Origin of the sequence: Pseudomonas sp. IT-P258 (genome assembly GCF_949767825.1) — a bacterium.
GTDB classification, from domain to species: domain Bacteria; phylum Pseudomonadota; class Gammaproteobacteria; order Pseudomonadales; family Pseudomonadaceae; genus Aquipseudomonas; species Aquipseudomonas monachiensis.
This window is the reverse complement of record NZ_CATKPU010000109.1, coordinates 161,933-181,244: the sequence shown is the minus strand read 5'-3', so window position 1 is coordinate 181,244 and position 19,312 is coordinate 161,933. Positions and strand designations below refer to the sequence as shown.

Below are 19,312 nucleotides of genomic sequence, written 5' to 3'. Positions count from 1 at the left end.
GAAGGGGCGCGCCTGATCGAGATACATTGGCCTTCGGGACGTCTGGTGTTGAGGGTGACACAAGATCTCTCGACGTCGATCAGGGCCGGCATGCTGTTCGAAGGTCATTTTCAAATGTGGGCAGGCGCCGTGTTCACGGTCATTGCCCATCCGCCGGGTGCTGTTGCGCACCATCAGGGAGTGGTTCAGTGCCTATCCGGCCGAATGAAAAGGAAGTGTCATGACTCAACGGTTACTGCAACTTGATCATGTGTCGCTCAACCTGTCCGACGGGCGCGTGCTGTTCGATCACTTGAACCACACCTTCAGTACCAGGGCCACCGGCATCGTGGGTGCCAATGGCTGTGGCAAGTCCTTGCTTGGCCGGCTCCTCACTGGCGAGCAACTACCCGCCAGCGGCATCGTCCGTCGCGAAGGGCGGGTTTACGCCGTGGCGCAGTTACTGGAACCCGTGCACTACCCCAGCGTTGCCGCGCTGGCCGGGGTCGACCATATTCTGGCGGCGCTTGCGCGCATTGCCCAAGGCAGCGTCGAAGATGACGACCATGCGCTGGCGGTCGACCAATGGGATTGCGCCACACGCCTTGAGGCGGAACTGCAGCAGATCGGCCTCGGTCACTTGAGTGCCAACGCGCGCACCGACGCACTCAGTGGTGGCGAACGGCAACGGGTGGCGCTGTTGGGGGCGTGGTTATCCAGGGCCGACTGGCTGATTCTCGATGAGCCCAGCAACCACCTGGATATTGATCAGCAACACAAGCTTGCGCAGCAGATCGAGCGCTGGCCCAACGGTCTGGTGTTGATCAGCCACGACCGGGGCCTTCTGGAACACGTGAACGAAATTGTCGATCTTTCGCCCTTGGGGCTGGCGGTTTATGGCGGCAACTACAGTCAGTATGCGGCGACGCGCGAGCAAGAACAGCAGTCGTTCCAGTCGGCATTGCAAGGGGAGAGGGCGCAGGCCAAGCGCGAGCAACGTGAGATGGCCGTGCAGATGGCGCGTCAGCAACGGCGTAATGCGCGCGGCGACCGTCAGGCCCGCGACGGTAATCAGACCAAGCTGATCACCAACGCCCAGAAAGAGCGCAGTGAAAACAGTCAGGGAAAATTGCGCCTCAATCAACAGGTGGCACGGGAGCAGCAACAACAACGTATCGCCGAGGCCCGTGCGCGGTGCGCGCCGGACATTCAACGCATGATGTTGTCTCCGGAAAGCGTAGTGCCCAATGGCAAGCTGATTGTGCAGCTCAACGACGTCATTCTCCCGTTCGGTTACGCGGCGCCGGTCAATCTGACGCTGACGGGGCCTATGCGCATGGCGATCCTGGGCGCCAACGGCAGCGGCAAGTCGACCCTGTTGCGAGTAATCGCCGGCCAACTGCCGGTGCGCGAAGGCGAACTCATCCGCAGTTGCCATGTTGGCTGGCTGGATCAACACGCCGGATTGCAGTATCCCGAACGCACCGCGGTGCAATGGCTCTACGAGAGCAATCCCGAATTGCCCGAAGCCGAGGCACGCACCCGCTTGGCGCAGATGGGGATTGATGCTGACCGTGCGATGCTCAAGACGTACCAGTTGAGTGGCGGCGAACGCCTGAAAATAGCGCTCGCTGCGCAGTTGTATGCACGGCGGCCACCACAATTGCTGTTGCTGGACGAACCGGATAACCATTTGGATCTGCCCAGTCGAATAGCACTGGAGCAGATGCTTAATCAATACCAAGGGGCATTGATCGTGGTTTCTCACGATTGTGCTTTTTTACACGCTATTCATCTAGATGTTGAGTTTCATCTCAAAAACTAAAAACAATCACTTCGGATAAAGCGGCGGTAATCCACTGTCACCGACCGGGTCCTGCACCCGTTCAGCCATCGGGATCGCCTTGATCACCCGCCACAACTCGTCACCTTGCCAGTGTTGGCCGGTTTCGCTGTACAGCGCGCCGTTCAGGCCGTCGAGGGCGTCGGACAGTGGCACGAAGCGGGCGGCCATGTCGGCCAGGGTTTCCGGCTGTTGGCGGGCCCAGGCGTCGAGGGCCTGGCGGGTGGCGTGGGAATCGTTGGCCTGGCAGGCGCGCTTGAGGTCGTCTAGAACGGTGCGCGGGCTCGGGCCGGTTTGAGCGACACGCGCCACCGCCGGTTGCCAGCGGCCACGCCACCAGAGGCCGAAGCCGAGCAGGGTGGTGCAGGCCAGGATCAGGGTACTGAGCTTCCAGCGCCAGAGCGCTTCGCTGTCGGCGCCGGCATCGACCGGTGAGGCGTCGGCCGGGGTGTCGGCCATCAGACTCGGATTGGCCGCCACGTGCAGCGTGCGGGCGGGCAGGCTGCTGTGTTCCAGATGATCTTCGAAGGTGTTCCACCAGACCACGTCGACGGTGGGCAACTCGATGGCGCCGGTCCGTGTCGGCACCAGGGCCTCGCGGTCTTCACGGCTGCCGACCAGGCCACGTTCGCTGTTCTGGTTACCGAGCACCGGTTGATCCGGGTAGCGCCGCAGGCCGCCGACGTCGGTGCCGGGCAGCGGAGGCAGTTGGGTGCTGGACAAGCCTTCGGCCTTCACTGTCAGGCTGCGGGTCAGCGAATCGCCGACCTGGGTGTGATCCGGCTCCGGGCTCCAGCTTTCGCTCAGGGTCAGGCTACGCGCAGGCAGCCAGGGGGCATCGGCCGGATAGGTGATGGGTTTGGCCTTGACCGTCAACAGCAACTCGACCGAGGTGACGCGCATCAGCTTGCCGGCTTTGGGCCCTTGGGCTGCGTCCTGTACCGGTTGTGGGTCGACCAGCGCGGCGTTGAAGACCTGTGCCGGAATGATCAGTTCGCCACTGTGTTGCGGGTAGATCGCGTAGCGCATTTCGATCACGCCGTGGCGCAGGCCGTCGATGTCCTTTTCGTAGGTGCGCGATTCGCCCAGTTGTTCGATGCGTGCGTCAGGTATCTGCAAGGGCGGCAGGCTGCTGTCGTCGTACAGCGACACCGAATGGTAGATGCGCAGGGTCAGGACCGCCTGGGCCTGCACGTAGACGCTGGTTTGGTCGAGGCTGGCGTCAATGAACACCGCGGCCCGCTTGTCCGGGTTGTCCTGTGTTTCGCTCTCGACCACTTGCAGGGTAATTGGCTGGCTCTGCAGTTCGCCCAGTTGCAGTGACGGAATCACTACGCTGCCGTTTTGCCGGGGCAGGAGGGTGACGATCCAGCGGGTGGTGGCCTGGTTTTCACCGCTCAGGGTGTTCAACTGGTTGACCTGGCGTGTGCCGCGCACTTCGAACAACGGCTCCAGCGCTGTCAGGTCAGGTTTGCCGAACTGGGTGACATCGCTGGATTCCAGGGTCAGTTCGACCGTCTCGCCCGAGCTCAGGCGACTGCGATCAACACTGGCGACCAGTTCTGCTGCCTGTGCCTGAGCCGTGCAGAACAACAGGCAATGCAGCAGCGCGAGCAATAAAACGGTGAAGCGGGTCATCGAGTTTCTTCCTGATCCTGATGTTGTTGCTGTTCGTACCAGAATTTGCGCCTGAGCAGTTCGCCGGGGTCATCCGGGATCTGCCGCAGCCACTGCTCCAGTGCCTGGCGCTGTTCACCTTCGATGCTGTCGGTGACCGGGCGCAAGGGTGGTGTGGTGTGTTGTTCGTCACCCAGTTCGCTGCCCGGTACCTCGTTGGCCCCCGGCTTCGGCGGGGTGGTGGGCGGTTGTTCCTCACCCGGGCGGGGCGGTTGCCCCTCGGTTTTCGGTTCGCCGCTGCTCGAGGGCTGGGCAGCGGCACCGGGCGGTGGCTCCGTCGGTTCGGTTTCGGGCCGGGCGTTGCTGGCTGCGTCTGGCTCAGGAGGGGGTGGCGTGTTTTTCTCCTTGAGCAGACGTTCGACCAGCGCCTTGTTGGTCAGTGCCGGACGCAGATCCGGTTGACGCTCCAGTGCCTGTTCGTAAGCGTCCAGGGCTGCCTCCAGCTCACCGCTTTTGGCCAGGGCATTGCCTCGATTGTAGTGGGCGTGGGCATCGTCGCCTTCGGCAAACCGCTCGGCGGCGCCCGCGTAGTCGCCGGCCTCATAGAGCGCCACGCCTTGCCACTGATGGTTTTCGAAGCGTCGGGAAGCCTGCGCAGGGCGCTTCTGCTTGAGTAAATGCAGGCCTTGTTGATCAGGGCGCAGCCAAAGGTCCGCGAGGTCGAAGGCGTAGCTCGGTTGAGGCAGCGCCAATAGCAGCGGCAGGCACAACAGCCAGCCCCGACGTCCCGCGCAGGCCGCGAGCAGCAACAGTGGCAGCAGCAACCAGTAACCCTGATCGGCCCAGGTGTCCAGGCGCAAGGTCTGACCGTCGTTGCGCAAGTGACGTGGACCGTCGAGCAGGCCAAGGGCGTGCAGGTCGCTATCGTCAAGACGCGCCTGGCGATAGCGGCCATCCAGGTCGTTGGTAAAGTTTTTCAAGCCGGGTTCGTCCAGGCGCGGCACGAGAATGGCGCCTTGTTCATCCTTGAGGAAGCTGCCGTCCTCCTGGGTGATCGGCGAGCCTTCGGCGGTGCCGATGCCGAGCATCAGCAATTGAGTCGATTTACCGCTCAGCGCGCGACGGATGCCCAGCCGCTCCTGGTCGGTCAGGGACGAGCCAATCAGCAGGATCCGCCCGTCGCCCAAAGCCGCCTGGTCGAGCAGCGCCAAGGCCTTGAGCACCGCCAGATCGGCGCGATGACCGGCCTCTGGCATCAACGACGGTTTCAGTGCATCCAGCAGATTGCGGCTGGTGGAAAGATCATCCGACAGCGGCACCAGGGTGTGGGCACTGCCGGCGTAGACGACGATGGCGGTTTGCGCGTCGCTGCGAATCTGCAGCAGATCAAGCAGCTTGCGTCGCGCCTGTTCCAGTCGGTTGGGCGTAACGTCGGTGGCGAGCATTTCCGGGGTCAGTTCGAGAATCACCACCAGCGGGTCGGCGGGCTTTTGACTGGTCTGCTCGACACGCTGCCAACTCGGTCCCAGCAGGGCGAGCACAGTCAACAGCCAGGCGAGACCGAGGGCGATCCAGGGCAGTTTACTGTCGCGACCACTGCCACCGCTGAGCAGCGCTGCGTGAAAGGCCGGCGGCAGGATCATCTGCCAGCGCCCGGCGCGCTTCTTGCGGTGCCAGAGTTGCCAGAGCAACCAGCCAAGCACCGGCAGCAACAACAGCCACCAGGGGCGGAACCAGTAGGGCCACAGCACGCTCATCGGCGCCTCCGCAGGCGCAGGCGTTTGAGCCGTTGGCGCCAGTCGGGCAGCAATTGGGTTTGCAGGAACAGATCCTTGGTAAACAGGCGTTGCAAGGGGTTGTCCGGCCAAAGTACGGGTGCCAGCAGCAGCATGCTCAACCACAGCGCCAGGGCCAGTGGCCAGTGATACAAGGCTTGGGCCGGGCGGGCCTGGGTCGGTTGCTGGGCCACGGGCTCCAGTTGATCGAGGGTGTCCTTGAACGATTGCAGTTCCTTGCCATCGTGGGCGCGGAAATACTGGCCGCCGGTGGCTTCGGCGATGGCTTTGAGGGACGGTTCGTCAAGGTCCAGGCTCGGATTGACGCCGAGAAAGCCGACTGTTCCACTTTGCTCCGGATCGGCACCGATGCCGATCGGGTAGATTTTCACCCCTTCCCTGGCCGCCAGTCGCGCAGCGGTGAGCGGGTCGATTTCACCGCCATTGTTGGCGCCGTCGGTGACCAGGATCAGCACGCGGCTAGTTGCCGGACGCGAGCGCAGACGCTTGAGGGCCAGGCCGATGGCATCACCGATGGCGGTGTTTTTGCCGGCAATGCCGATGCGCGCTTCGTCGAGCCAGACGCGTACGGTGTGGCGGTCGAAGGTCAGTGGGGCTTGAAGGTAGGCCTGGCTACCGAACAGGATCAGGCCGACCCGGTCACCTTCGCGGCTTTCGAGAAAATCGCCGAGCAGGTGCTGGACCAGCGCCAGTCGGCTCACTTCTTCGTCCTGCCACTGCATGTCAGGGAAGTCCATGGAGCCGGAAACGTCCACCGCCACCAGCAAGTCACGGCCACTGGCGGCAATCGGCAGGGGTTCGCCGAGCCATTGCGGGCGCGCCGCCGAGATCAGCAGCAACACCCACAGCAGTATGAAAGGTGCCTGCTGGCGCCATGCCGGCAGGTTGGCCCGGGCGCGACGCCCGGCAAGGCCTTCCAGGTCGCTGAGGTAGCTGACCTTGAGCGCCGGTTCGCCACTGTCGGCCACCGGCAATACGATGCGCATCAGCCACGGCAAGGGCAACAGGGCGAAGATCCACGGCCAGGCGAACTCAAACATGCTTGCGAATCCAGGTGTCGACAGCCTGGGTCAGGCCGGCGATGGCCTTGTCGTCGAGCTTGCACTCAGGTTTGTAGGCGCCTTCGACCAGCACCATCCAGCGGGTCAGCCCGGCTGCCGGGCAGCGGTTATCGAGGAACGCCAGCCACTTGCGGCCGTTGAGGGTGTGACTCTGGCTGTAGGGATAGTGGTTGCGGCACAGGCGCTTGAGCAAGCCGTTGAGTTGCTGCAGCCAGGCACCGGCCGGCGCACCGTCGTAGGGTTTGGGCATCATTGCCAATTCGGCCAGTGCGGCCAGGCGCACCGGGTCAAGCGGCTGCTCGGCACGTACCACGGGACGTTTGCGTGGAATGAAGTGCCGCAGCTTCCACAGGCCTAAACCGATCAATGGCACCAATAGAAGCAGTAACCACCAGCCCGGTGCCGGAGGCCAGAATTCCACCGGTGGCGGTGATATCAGTGGTTGCAGTTGATCAAGGCTGTTCATCGACCTTTCCCCGGTTTCTGTGGGTTCAGGTATTCGCGCAATTGCTCGACCATCTCGCTCTGGGTGCTCAAAGGCATCATCAGCACCCGTAGTTTTTGTGCGAGCAGTTCCCAGCGGGCGATGCGTGCTTCGGCCTGGGCCCGGTAAGCCTGGCGCAGGTCGAAATTCAGCGTATCGAGTTCCAATTGCGCGCCACGCTCGGCGAAACGTAAAAGGCCAGCGGCGGGCAGGGCATGATCCAGCGGATCGGACACCGGTAGCAGCAGCAGGTCGCAATGACGCGATAACAGGCTCAGCTGTTGCTCGGCGCTTTCCGATAGCGCGCGTTCATCGCAAATCACAATGACAAGGCTGCCAGGACGCGACACCTCCCGCGCCCGGCGCAAGGCAATGCCAAAGGCGTCACGGTCCGGCTCGCCTTCGGTGGTCAGCGACTGATTGACCCGCACCAGCCGGTTGAGCAACTGCAGCAGGCTTTGCTTGCTGCGCCGGGGCTTGATCTCGTAGTGCTCATTGTCGCCATACACCAGCCCGCCGACCCGGTCGTTGTGGCCCAGGGCCGCCCAGCCGATCAGGCTCGCGGCCTGGGCGGCGAGCACTGACTTGAACATCAGGCCCGAGCCGAAAAACAGCCGGCGGCTTTGTTCGACCATGATGAAAATCGGCCGCTCACGTTCTTCGTGGAACAGCTTGGTGTGCGGCTCCTGGGTGCGCGCAGTCACACGCCAGTCAATGGTGCGCACATCGTCGCCGGCCTGATAGACCCGCACCTGATCGAAGTCGACGCCACGCCCGCGCAATTTGGAATGGTGCAGGCCGATCAGCGGGCTGCGTTGGCTCGGCGTGGAAAACAGCTGCACTTCGCGCACGCGATGGCGCATCTCGATCAGGTCGGCGAGGCTGACACGGATGCCCGGCTCGGGCGGCAGGCTGGCGTTCATCGAGGTCAAGCGACGGCTACGACGTCGAGAATCCGCTGGACCACCCGGTCCTGATCGATGCCAGCGGCTTCGGCTTCAAAGGACAGAATGATGCGATGGCGCAGCACGTCGAACAGCACGGCCTGGATGTCTTCCGGGCTGACGAAGTCACGCCCGGCCAGCCAGGCGTGGGCGCGGGCGCAGCGGTCCAGGGCAATCGAACCGCGGGGGCTGGCGCCGTAGGCGATCCACTCGGCCATTTCCGGATCGAACTTGGCCGGGGTTCGGGTGGCCATCACCAGTTGTACCAGGTATTCCTCCACGGCATCGGCCATGTACAGACCGAGGATTTCCTTGCGCGCGACAAAAATCGTCTGTTGAGTCACCCGGCGCTCAGGCTTCGCTTCGCCGTTAAGCGCTTCGCCACGGGCCTGTTGCAGGATCTTGCGTTCAACCGTCGCGTCGGGGAAGCCGATCTTTACGTGCATCAGGAAGCGGTCGAGCTGGGCTTCCGGCAGCGGGTAGGTGCCTTCCTGCTCGATCGGGTTCTGCGTGGCCATCACCAGGAACAGCGGCGACAGCTCATAGGTGCTGCGCCCGACACTGACTTGCCGCTCGCCCATGGCTTCGAGCAAGGCCGACTGGACCTTGGCCGGGGCACGGTTGATTTCGTCCGCCAGTACCAGGTTGTGGAAGATCGGACCTTGCTGGAACACGAAGCTGCCGGTTTCCGGGCGGTAGATTTCTGTACCGGTTATGTCGGCCGGCAACAGGTCGGGAGTGAACTGAATGCGGTGGAACTGGGCTTCGATGCCTTCGGCAAGTTCTTTGATGGCCTTGGTCTTGGCCAGGCCAGGAGCACCCTCGACCAGCATGTGGCCGTCGGCGAGCAGGGCGATGAGCAAGCGCTCGATGAGTTTTTCCTGGCCGAGAATCTGCGTTGAAAGAAAGGTTCGCAGCGCCAGCAGCGCTTCACGATGTTCCATCGATGACTGTTCCTGCAAAAGGGTGGCCGAGGACGTAGGAAATACGCCAGGGCTGGGGGCGTTACTTTAATCCATCGCGGGGGGCGCCGACTAACGGCATTTTGCGCAAAGTGCGGGAAATGGTTAGCAATAGTTGTAGGAATTTTCTTCGGGTCGCAGGTGGCGGTGCTCTCTCGGGCCTCTTCGCGAGCAAGCCCGCTCCCACAGAGAGCCGCGTCGTCACTGACGCATGCGATCAAATGTGGGAGCGGGCTTGCTCGCGAAGGCGTCAGTAAGTGCGCTGATATTTAGAGTTGGCTGATATAGGTGCCAGTGCCATCAAGAATATTCTTCAAGGTCAGCTCAACTTCAGCCAAATCCACCATCTCCGGGTCGAAGGTGATTTCCAGCACATCATCCCCATTCAGCGCATCGGCATCGGCGGCTGCAATTTCGATCTTCAGCAGGGAAGGGCTCAGGGTAACTTTCACGCCATCAAGGGTCGAAGGTTCGCCATCGAGGGTGATTTCCAGCTCGTCTTCATCCGGGTAGCGGCTCATCAGGAACATTTCGCCCTGTTCGCTGTGGCAGCACAGCATGGCCATGTTGTCTTCTTCGTCGTCGCAAGGGTTGACGATCAAGAGGGCGGTTTTCATTTTCATGGGAAATTCCTGGCTCGACGGGCGTGGTTAACGCAGCAAAAGGGCGATTCTGCCAGCCCGCGCACATTTCTGCTCGTCCGGGTGTCAGGGGGATGTGTCGTGACCGAGCAAAGTGTTGCTGGTCATTTCTGGTACGGATGTCCCGTAAAACCGGACGGAAAACCGCCATTTTTCTGTGCGAATGCTAGTGTTGTTCGAGGCGCATGCCTTGAGCTGCGTACCGTTGACCGAATATGTCGCAGCACCGCAAGCACGGGCCTTGCCGCACTGGTTAAGCTGCGCAACGGATGAGCACCCGTAAAGACATTGCGCTGCACGCAGCCCAGTCGTTTTTGCAGATGCCCATTCACGGAAGGTGAATGTGACCTGAGTGTCTCGTCCAGCTTCACCCACCTGTCACCCTGTTTCCTCTGCCCGAGAATCAGGAACGGGGTGACGGGTAGCCCCGAACAGGGGCTTTGCACGCGACGCTTCCATCAATAACAAGCCCAAGCGGAGTACCACAGATGGCGTTCTTCACCGCAGCCAGCAAAGCCGACTTCCAGCACCAACTGCAAGCGGCACTGGCGCAGCACATCAGTGAACAGGCACTGCCACAAGTGGCGCTGTTCGCTGAACAATTCTTCGGCATCATTTCCCTTGACGAGCTGACCCAGCGTCGGTTGTCCGACCTCGCTGGCTGCACCCTTTCTGCATGGCGCCTGCTTGAGCGCTTTGATCACGCGCAGCCGCAAGTGCGCGTCTACAACCCCGATTACGAACGCCACGGCTGGCAGTCGACCCACACCGCGGTCGAAGTGCTGCACCACGACCTGCCTTTCCTGGTGGACTCGGTGCGTACCGAGCTGAACCGCCGCGGCTACAGCATCCATACCCTGCAAACCACCGTGCTGAGCGTGCGTCGTGGCAGCAAGGGCGAGTTGCTGGAAATCCTGCCTAAAGGCACCCAGGGCGACGATATTCAGCAAGAATCGTTGATGTACCTGGAAATCGACCGCTGCGCCAACACCGCCGAGCTCAATGTGTTGAGCAAAGAGCTGGAGCAGGTGCTCGGTGAAGTCCGCGTGGCCGTCGGCGATTTCGAGCCGATGAAGGCCAAGGTCCAGGACATCCTGACCAAGCTGGACAACAGCCAGTTCGCCGTCGATGGCGACGAGAAGAATGAAATCAAGAGCTTCCTGGAATGGCTGGTGGGCAACCACTTCACCTTCCTCGGTTATGAAGAGTTCGTGGTCAGCGATGAAGCCGATGGCGGCCATATCGTCTACGACAAGGATTCCTTCCTCGGCCTGACCAAGCTGCTGCGTGCCGGCCTGACCTACGATGACCTGCGCATCGAAGACTACGCCGTGAACTACCTGCGCGAACCGACCCTGCTGTCGTTCGCCAAGGCCGCGCACCCAAGCCGCGTACACCGTCCGGCTTACCCGGACTACGTGTCGATCCGCGAGATCGACGCCAACGGCAAGGTCATCAAGGAATGCCGTTTCATGGGCCTGTACACCTCGTCGGTGTATGGCGAGAGCGTGCGGGTGATCCCGTACATCCGCCGCAAGGTCGAGGAAATCGAACACCGTTCCGGCTTCCAGGCCAAGGCTCACCTGGGCAAGGAACTGGCACAGGTGCTCGAAGTGCTGCCGCGCGACGATCTGTTCCAGACCCCGGTGGACGAACTGTTCAGCACCGTGATGTCGATCGTGCAGATCCAGGAACGCAACAAGATTCGCGTGTTCCTGCGCAAAGACCCGTACGGCCGTTTCTGCTACTGCCTGGCCTACGTGCCGCGTGACATCTATTCCACCGAAGTGCGCCAGAAGATCCAGCAAGTGCTGATGGATCGCCTGAAAGCCTCGGACTGCGAGTTCTGGACCTTCTTCTCCGAGTCCGTGCTGGCCCGAGTGCAGTTGATCCTGCGCGTCGACCCGAAAAACCGCCTCGACATCGACCCGCTGCTGCTGGAAAAAGAAGTGGTGCAGGCCTGCCGCAGCTGGCAGGACGACTATGCCGCCCTGACCGTTGAAAGCTTCGGTGAAGCCCACGGCACCAACGTGCTGGCCGATTTCCCGAAAGGCTTCCCGGCCGGTTACCGCGAGCGTTTCGCAGCCCACTCGGCTGTGGTCGACATGCAGCACTTGCTGAGCCTCAACGAAAAAAATCCGCTGGTGATGAGCTTCTATCAGCCGCTGGGCCAGGTCTCCGGCCAGCGCATGCTGCACTGCAAGCTGTACCACGCCGATACTCCGCTGGCGCTGTCCGACGTCCTGCCGATCCTGGAAAACCTCGGTCTGCGCGTGCTGGGTGAGTTCCCGTACCGCCTGCGCCACAACAGTGGCCGCGAGTTCTGGATTCACGATTTCGCCTTCACCGCCGCCGAAGGCCTGGAACTCGACATCCAGCAACTCAACGACACCCTGCAGGACGCCTTCGTCCACATCGTGCGTGGCGAAGCCGAGAACGACGCGTTCAACCGTCTGGTACTGACCGCCGGCCTGCCATGGCGCGACGTTGCACTGCTGCGTGCCTACGCCCGCTACATGAAGCAGATCCGTCTGGGCTTCGACCTGGGCTACATCGCCAGCACCCTGAACAACCACACCGACATCGCTCGCGAGCTGACCCGGTTGTTCAAGACCCGTTTCTACCTGGCGCGCAAGCTGACCGGCGACGATCTGGATGACAAGCAGCAACGCCTGGAACACGCGATCCTCAGCGCCCTGGATGACGTCCAGGTACTGAACGAAGACCGCATCCTGCGTCGCTACCTGGACCTGATCAAGGCCACCCTGCGCACCAACTTCTACCAGACCGATGCCAACGGCCATAACAAGTCGTACTTCAGCTTCAAGTTCAACCCGCACTTGATCCCTGAACTGCCGAAGCCTGTACCGAAGTTCGAAATCTTCGTTTACTCGCCGCGCGTCGAAGGCGTGCACCTGCGCTTCGGCAACGTGGCCCGTGGTGGCCTGCGCTGGTCCGACCGTGAAGAAGACTTCCGTACCGAAGTCCTGGGCCTGGTAAAAGCCCAGCAAGTGAAGAACTCGGTGATCGTGCCGGTGGGTGCGAAGGGCGGCTTCCTGCCGCGTCGCCTGCCACTGGGCGGCAGCCGTGACGAGATCGCGGCCGAGGGCATCGCCTGCTACCGCATCTTCATTTCGGGCCTGTTGGACATCACCGACAACCTGAAGGACGGCGCGCTGGTTCCGCCGGCCAACGTCGTGCGTCATGACCACGATGACCCGTACCTGGTAGTGGCCGCGGACAAAGGTACTGCGACCTTCTCCGACATCGCCAACGGCATCGCCATCGACTACGGCTTCTGGCTCGGTGACGCGTTTGCGTCCGGTGGTTCGGCCGGTTACGACCACAAGAAGATGGGCATCACCGCCAAGGGCGCGTGGGTCGGCGTACAGCGTCACTTCCGCGAGCGCGGCATCAATGTCCAGGAAGACAACATCACTGTTGTGGGCGTCGGCGATATGGCCGGTGACGTGTTCGGCAACGGCTTGCTGATGTCCGACAAGCTGCAACTGGTCGCGGCCTTCAACCACCTGCACATCTTCATCGATCCGAACCCGGAGCCGGCGTCGAGCTTCGCCGAGCGTCAGCGTCTGTTCGACCTGCCGCGTTCGGCCTGGTCGGACTACGACACCAGCCTCATGTCCGAAGGTGGCGGCATCTTCTCCCGTAGCGCCAAGAGCATTGCGATTTCCCCGCAAATGCAGGAACGCTTCGACATCCAGGCCGACAAGCTGACCCCGACCGAACTGCTGAACGCCTTGCTCAAGGCGCCGGTGGATCTGCTGTGGAACGGCGGTATCGGTACTTACGTGAAAGCCAGCAGCGAAAGCCACGCCGATGTCGGCGACAAGGCCAACGATGCACTGCGCGTGAACGGCAACGAACTGCGCTGCAAAGTCGTGGGCGAGGGCGGTAACCTGGGCATGACCCAACTGGGTCGCGTCGAGTTCGGCCTCAATGGCGGCGGTTCCAACACCGACTTCATCGATAACGCCGGTGGCGTGGATTGCTCCGACCACGAAGTGAACATCAAGATCCTGCTGAACGAAGTGGTTCAGGCCGGCGACATGACCGACAAGCAGCGTAATGAGTTGCTGGCGAGCATGACCGACGAAGTCGGTGGTCTGGTGCTGGGTAACAACTACAAGCAGACTCAGGCCCTGTCCCTGGCAGCCCGTCGCGCCTTGCCGCGGATTGCCGAGTACAAGCGCCTGATGAATGACCTGGAAGGCCGTGGCAAGCTGGATCGCGCCATCGAGTTCCTGCCGGCCGAAGATGCAATCAACGAGCGCATCGCCGAAGGCCATGGCCTGACCCGTGCCGAGCTGTCGGTGCTGATCTCGTACAGCAAGATCGACCTCAAGGAGCAGTTGCTGGGCTCCCTGGTGCCGGACGACGACTACCTGACCCGCGACATGGAAACCGCTTTCCCGCCGACCCTGGTGAGCAAGTTCTCCTCGGCGATGCGTCGTCACCGCCTGAAGCGTGAAATCGTCAGCACCCAGATCGCCAACGATCTGGTCAACCATATGGGCATCACCTTCGTTCAACGACTCAAAGAGTCGACCGGCATGAGCCCGGCGAACGTGGCTGGCGCTTATGTGATCGTGCGTGACATTTTCCATCTCCCGCACTGGTTCCGTCAGATCGAAGCCCTGGACTACCAGGTCTCCGCCGACGTGCAACTGGAGCTGATGGACGAGCTGATGCGTTTGGGCCGTCGCGCTACGCGCTGGTTCCTGCGTGCCCGTCGCAACGAGCAGAACGCTGCCCGTGACGTCGCGCACTTCGGTCCGCATCTGAAGGAGTTGGGCCTCAAGCTCGACGAACTGCTGATCGGCCCGATCCGCGAAACCTGGCAGGCGCGTTATCAGGCCTACGTCGAAGCCGGTGTGCCGGAGCTGTTGGCGCGCATGGTGGCTGGCACCTCGCACCTGTACACCCTGTTGCCGATCATCGAGGCCTCCGACGTGACCGGCCAGGACCCGGCGGACGTAGCCAAGGCGTACTTCGCCGTGGGCAGCGCGCTGGACATCACCTGGTACCTGGCGCAGATCAGCGCTCTGCCGGTTGAAAACAACTGGCAGGCCCTGGCCCGTGAAGCGTTCCGCGATGATGTCGACTGGCAGCAACGTGCGATCACCATCTCGGTCCTGCAACAGGGCGACGGCACCCAGGACGTGGAAGCACGGCTCTCCCTGTGGATGGCTCAGAACGAGAGCATGATCGAGCGCTGGCGTGCCATGCTGGTGGAAATCCGTGCCGCCAGCGGCACTGACTACGCCATGTACGCGGTGGCCAACCGCGAACTGCTGGACCTGGCATTGAGCGGTCAAGCGGTAGTGCCTGCCGCTGTCGCCGTCGAGCTGGAACCGGCTGCCTGATCAGGCGTTGAATGAAAAACCCCGCATTGAAAGATGCGGGGTTTTTTTTATTCAAGAGCTTGTGATTGGCTTAAATATAAATCGATGCGTCAAGGATAAGTGTCGCGAGCTTAGTTTAGAACGCATGCCTTTTCAGTATGGTTAAATTGAATTTCACAATATCGCCCACACGATCGTGGAAAAAGGAATGGCGTTCTGGATGTTCATGTATTGATTTTCTGATTATTCTCGCATTGCGTGCTTTCAAGTAGACCGTTGGCGTGTCAGTGCTCAAATCATCCAGTGTGATGATGTTGTGGTCGGCATCCAGCAAGTTGAATGATGTAGTATCCCCTCCGGCGGCTGGAAAAGCACCCAGACAGCCTTCGTCGTTCTTGCTGACATACATGTAGCTATAGGGGGTGCTGAGGACTTGCATGTTGTAATAGTCGTCATAACACCAGAAGTGCACAACTAAGGGGTCTATATTTCCAAAAGAAAAACCAAGGTTTTCCATTCTTTTTGTTATAGGGTTGTACGCTTTCGTGATTTTTGGTGAATAGTCACGTTGAACCGTGAGAATATTTTTCGGCACGGCTGCATCTTCGAGGAAGTTACTACGCAGAACTTCCTGGAGAAAAGTAATGGTGTCGCCGTTGCAGGATACGCGGGCTGTAAATGATCGTTCTTCGTTCTTGTTCATAAATAGTCCATTATTTAAGGTGTGGTGTTCCCCTGTACGGGTGCCCAGAATAATGCCAGTTGCATTTGTGGCGTGGTTGGTAATTGTTTCTTGTGGTTTCGCAGTAGAGTCCGGTTGTCCGGCTTGTGTGTTGTGCAATCTTTATTTAAATGGCTGATGTCCGAATTTTTTAGCGGTCAACAGTTTTGTTTGGTTTAAGAGTTTGCGGTTAATTACGTCGGGAAATTAAAAAGGCCCGAATTCGCGATTCGAGCCGTTTTATTTATAGCCGTACGTTCAGCCATCAGTCAACGGAGAAAAAATGATGGTGAGGGAGCAAGCGCCCTCACCACAGGAAATGATTAAACGATCGGAAAACTGTTGAAGTCCACGGCATTGGCCAGTTGGCTATCGATCAGGCTGATGAAGCCCTGGACTTCCGGGCAATTGAAATGCGATCGCATGGCCGCTTCGGATTGCCAGTGGGCGCTGACGGTCCAGCGATTGGTGTCCTCGGGGCAGCGGTCGACCATATAGGATTCGCAGCCGGGCAATTCACGCAGGGTTTCGACAATCTTCTGCAATTGCTTGCCCAGTTCATCCGAGCGGCCGGCGGCGGCCTGCACCTGTACGGTATTGATCACTTCATGGGACATTGCTCACACTCCTGAATCAGGCCGGACGAATCCTGCTCATTGAGGGATAACGCCTATGCAGGATAGGCCGGGCCCCCGGGACCGCCAATAGCCAATCGCCGGATAAAACCGCATGCCAATCCGTCAGGCCACCTGCTGCAGGATGTCGCGCAAACGGTCCAGGGCGATGTCGATGTCGAGGGTTTCGATGGCGCCAAAACCGAAGAAAAGCCCGGCCCTTGGGGCTTGCTGATAGAAAAAGCTGTCGATGGCATAGAGCCCGACTTCGACTTTTTTCGCCAGTTCGATCACCAATGCAATATCCATCGGCACTTTGCACATCACCACCATGTGGAATCCGGCGGTGGACGGCACCGCCTCCAGCCAGGGCGAAAGATCGCCCGCCATACGCGTCAGGATCCGCTCGCGGCGTCCGGCATAGACCGTATGGCAGCGCCGGATGTGCTTGAGCAGGCAGCCTTCGGCGATGAACTTGGCCAGCGCCCATTGCGGCAGGGTCGAGGTGTGCAGGTCGGTGAGCTGTTTGGCGCGCACCACCGCCTCGAGGATCGCTGGCGGCAGGATGGCATAACCGAGCCGCAGTTCCGGCAACAGGGTTTTGGAGAATGTCCCGACGTACGCGACGATCCCCCGTTCATCCATGCTCTGCAGGGAATCGGTGGGGCGGCCTTCATAGCGGAACTCGCTGTCGTAATCGTCCTCGATGATGATCGCGCCCAACTCATGGGCCTTGGCCAGCAGCGCTTCCCTGCGCGCCTGGCTCATGGGCATGCCCAGCGGGAACTGGTGCGACGGGGTGACATGGATCAGGCGCGTGCCGCGAGGAATCCGGTCCACCACAATGCCTTCGGCGTCCACCGGCACACCAATCACCGTAGCGCCGTGGGTGCCGAACAGCAGGCGCGCCGGCGGGTAGCCGGGGTCCTCCATGGCGACCAGGCTGCCCGGACTGATCAGCACCCGGGCAATCAGGTCCAGCGCCTGCTGCGCGCCGTTGCACACCACCACATCCTCATCCTGACAATTGACCCCGCGGGAGAACGCAATGTGCTGCGCAATGGCGTTACGCAGCGCCGGCAAGCCCTCGGGCAAGCTGTACAAGCCCTTGGAGCCGGCAATCTGGCGCAGTGCGTGAGCGGTGCAGCGCCGCCAGTCATCCTGGGGGAACTGGCCCTTGCTGGTGGCGCCACCAATGAAGTCGTAGCGCAGCGAGCCTTCCAGGGTCGGATGACGCAGAAACACCGGCAGGTTGCGCCAGGACTCGATCACCTCGAAGCCGCCAAGCTCGGTGTGGCTCCGTTTACGCTGCACCTTGGACGAGCGTGCGTTGACGTAGGTGCCTTTGCCGACCACCCCGGTGAGGAAGTTTTCGTAGGTCAGCTGGGCGTAGGTATCGGAAATGGTCTTGCGCGAAATACCCAGTTGTTCGGCCAGCAAACGGCTGGGCGGCAGTTGCGTCCCGGCAGTCAGGCGACCGGACTCGATGGCGCTGCGCAGTTGGTTGTACAGCTGGCCGGCCAGGTCCTTGCGGCCGTTGATGACAACATGTAGTTCCATACCGGCGAGGCTCCGGGGCTGTTGAGGCGCGTGTGCGTCGCGCAAGATTACCCCTATCCGCTTGTGGTACAGAAGTTGCGCAGTGGAAAAACCGTCGATTGGCCTGGCGGCGGTGGTCCCCGGGAAAATCGCCTGATTGGATCTGTCATGCCTGTGCGCCAGCGACTACCGTGAAGATCACTTCAGGGTTGCACGAGATCGCTCCATGACCCCCCGACTGGATTACTACAGCGCGTCCCCCAAGGCGATGAAAGCCATGATTGCCATGGAGGCCTTGAGCAGCAGCCTGAGCATTGAGCAGGCGCTGCTGCACCTGATCAAGATTCGTGCTTCGCAGCTCAATGGCTGTGCCTTTTGCACCGATATGCACTCGGTGGATGCACGGCGCCTGGGCGAAAGCGACCGGCGTCTGTATTCCCTTGTGGTCTGGCGCGACAGCAACTTTTTCAATCCCCGGGAAAGAGCCGCGCTCGCCTGGACCGAGGCGGTCACCTTGCTCTGCGAAAGCCATGTGCCGGACGATGTCTATGCCCAGACCCGGGAGCAGTTCAGTGAAAGCGAAATGGTCGACCTGACCATCGCCGTTACCACCATCAACAGCTGGAATCGCCTGGCCGTGAGCTTCCGGCAGACACCCAGCGCCTGAGTCATTGTCACAGCAGGTTCATGAAGGATCCGCAGGATGCAATTGTCAGTGTCAGATCGACAGGGAGTCCTCGATGTCATTCATGCAAACCAGCGCCCGCCAGGGAGCTGCCGAGTATCGCGTAGCCATTGATAAAAACGCGTCCTGGCGCCAGCTGGCAGCGGGTATCGACCCGGAACTGGCGCTGTGTTTCACCGTCAGTGCCCGTTGCGGTTGCTTCATGCAGGCCGCCCGCAGTCTCAATATCAAGGCCACCCGCCTGCGCAGGCAACTGGTGCTGCTGGAATCGCAGCTGCAGTGTTCGCTGTTCAGCCATTCCGGCAATGGTTTCAGCCTCAGCCGCGATGGCTTGCGCTTGCACGCACAATTGATCGCCCTGGCCCATGAGCGCGATTTGCCGGTGATCGAGCAGCCGTTGATTCGCCTGGCGGTGGCGGATTCGATACTGCATGACATTCTTGGTCGTGACCTGGTTGCACTGCTGCGGCGCAACGCCAGTGTGCGGCTGGACATCATGACCCTCGACAGCGAGTTGGCCTTGCAGGCGGTCAGCGCCGACGTGGTGGTGTGGCTGGGCGAGAGCGGATCGCCGTTACCGGGGCCGAGCTTTGCCATCACCGAACCCCGGCGCCTGGCAGAACTCGATTACCTGCCGCACATTGCCAAGCGCTATTGCCGGGTTGCATCCAGGCCGGAATGCCTGGATGACCTGGCCGATTTTCTCCTGGTGCAATGGCGGCAGGACAGCCAGGTTCAAAGCTTCAGGCCATGGAATGCACTGGTGGATCAGCGCTTGGCCGGGTCGGTGCACTTGCAATCCTGGGAACTGATGCTGGAGATGATTCGTTGCAGTGCCTGCATCGGCCTGCTGCCGCACTACATGAGCCACTTCGACCGCGGGCTGATTGCCTTGCCGGGCCTGTTCGACCAGCCGATGCGGCGTCAGGTGTGGATGGCGGTCAACGCCCATTCCGGGGGCGACGCGCAGGTGCGGATGATCGTCGAATTGATCGAAAACACCTTCAACGAGCGCCGGGAGTGGTTCCAAAGCTGAGCGCTCCCACATTGGTTCTCGCCACAG

14 protein-coding genes are annotated in these 19,312 nt (G+C 61.1%); 4 read left to right on the top strand and 10 right to left on the bottom strand.

Features of this window, described 5'->3' with window-relative positions; translation table 11 throughout:
• Positions 1 to 220 precede the first annotated feature (220 nt).
• Positions 221 to 1,804 (top strand): ATP-binding cassette domain-containing protein, encoded by a 1,584-nt coding sequence (locus ACM6G4_RS28205; protein WP_409079250.1) that lies wholly within the window; start codon positions 221 to 223, stop codon positions 1,802 to 1,804.
• A gap of 6 nt (positions 1,805 to 1,810) precedes the next feature.
• Here the strand turns inward: ACM6G4_RS28205 and ACM6G4_RS28200 are convergent, their stop codons facing one another.
• The 7 genes from ACM6G4_RS28200 to ACM6G4_RS28170 all read right to left on the bottom strand — a co-directional run bounded on the left by ACM6G4_RS28200 (position 1,811) and on the right by ACM6G4_RS28170 (position 9,309).
• Positions 1,811 to 3,460, bottom strand: coding sequence for a BatD family protein (locus ACM6G4_RS28200; RefSeq protein WP_223542554.1), 1,650 nt, complete (start codon positions 3,458 to 3,460; stop codon positions 1,811 to 1,813).
• The gene (locus ACM6G4_RS28195; protein WP_414915089.1) at positions 3,457 to 5,196 is read right to left on the bottom strand and encodes a tetratricopeptide repeat protein; all 1,740 of its coding nucleotides are present in this window, start codon (positions 5,194 to 5,196) and stop codon (positions 3,457 to 3,459) included. The genes ACM6G4_RS28200 and ACM6G4_RS28195 overlap by 4 nt, the downstream gene beginning before the upstream one ends.
• Positions 5,193 to 6,275, bottom strand: coding sequence for a vWA domain-containing protein (locus tag ACM6G4_RS28190; protein WP_414915088.1), 1,083 nt, complete (start codon positions 6,273 to 6,275; stop codon positions 5,193 to 5,195). Before ACM6G4_RS28190 ends, ACM6G4_RS28195 begins: the two co-directional genes overlap by 4 nt.
• Positions 6,268 to 6,762 (bottom strand): DUF4381 domain-containing protein, encoded by a 495-nt coding sequence (locus ACM6G4_RS28185; RefSeq protein WP_056727579.1) that lies wholly within the window; start codon positions 6,760 to 6,762, stop codon positions 6,268 to 6,270. Before ACM6G4_RS28185 ends, ACM6G4_RS28190 begins: the two co-directional genes overlap by 8 nt.
• On the bottom strand, positions 6,759 to 7,703 hold the full coding sequence (locus ACM6G4_RS28180) for a DUF58 domain-containing protein (RefSeq protein WP_409079252.1): 945 nt from the start codon (positions 7,701 to 7,703) through the stop codon (positions 6,759 to 6,761). Before ACM6G4_RS28180 ends, ACM6G4_RS28185 begins: the two co-directional genes overlap by 4 nt.
• 5 nt (positions 7,704 to 7,708) lie before the next feature.
• Entirely contained in the window at positions 7,709 to 8,668 is a 960-nt protein-coding gene (locus ACM6G4_RS28175; RefSeq protein WP_008049510.1) for an AAA family ATPase, read from the bottom strand.
• A 287-nt stretch (positions 8,669 to 8,955) separates the two neighbouring features.
• Complete coding sequence (locus ACM6G4_RS28170; RefSeq protein ID WP_414915087.1) at positions 8,956 to 9,309, bottom strand: hypothetical protein; 354 nt, start codon at positions 9,307 to 9,309, stop codon at positions 8,956 to 8,958.
• A 506-nt stretch (positions 9,310 to 9,815) separates the two neighbouring features.
• Here ACM6G4_RS28170 and ACM6G4_RS28165 point away from each other — a divergent pair.
• Positions 9,816 to 14,711 (top strand): NAD-glutamate dehydrogenase, encoded by a 4,896-nt coding sequence (locus tag ACM6G4_RS28165; RefSeq protein WP_409079253.1) that lies wholly within the window; start codon positions 9,816 to 9,818, stop codon positions 14,709 to 14,711.
• Positions 14,712 to 14,826: 115 nt separating this feature from the next.
• Here ACM6G4_RS28165 and ACM6G4_RS28160 read toward each other — a convergent pair whose 3' ends face one another.
• From ACM6G4_RS28160 to ACM6G4_RS28150, 3 genes are all read right to left on the bottom strand, one after another.
• Positions 14,827 to 15,393: a hypothetical protein gene (locus tag ACM6G4_RS28160; protein WP_414915086.1), complete on the bottom strand. Its 567-nt coding sequence runs from the start codon at positions 15,391 to 15,393 to the stop codon at positions 14,827 to 14,829.
• A gap of 341 nt (positions 15,394 to 15,734) precedes the next feature.
• The gene (locus ACM6G4_RS28155; protein WP_046037161.1) at positions 15,735 to 16,028 is read right to left on the bottom strand and encodes a putative quinol monooxygenase; all 294 of its coding nucleotides are present in this window, start codon (positions 16,026 to 16,028) and stop codon (positions 15,735 to 15,737) included.
• Between the two features lie 123 nt (positions 16,029 to 16,151).
• Positions 16,152 to 17,585: a PLP-dependent aminotransferase family protein gene (locus tag ACM6G4_RS28150; RefSeq protein ID WP_056727570.1), complete on the bottom strand. Its 1,434-nt coding sequence runs from the start codon at positions 17,583 to 17,585 to the stop codon at positions 16,152 to 16,154.
• A gap of 205 nt (positions 17,586 to 17,790) precedes the next feature.
• Between ACM6G4_RS28150 and ACM6G4_RS28145 the strand changes: the two genes are divergently transcribed.
• Both ACM6G4_RS28145 and ACM6G4_RS28140 read left to right on the top strand, forming a co-directional pair.
• Complete coding sequence (locus ACM6G4_RS28145) at positions 17,791 to 18,231, top strand: carboxymuconolactone decarboxylase family protein (protein WP_056727569.1); 441 nt, start codon at positions 17,791 to 17,793, stop codon at positions 18,229 to 18,231.
• A gap of 73 nt (positions 18,232 to 18,304) precedes the next feature.
• A complete protein-coding gene (locus tag ACM6G4_RS28140; protein WP_223541480.1) occupies positions 18,305 to 19,285 on the top strand; it encodes a LysR family transcriptional regulator in 981 nt (326 codons plus the stop codon).
• Positions 19,286 to 19,312 lie beyond the last annotated feature (27 nt).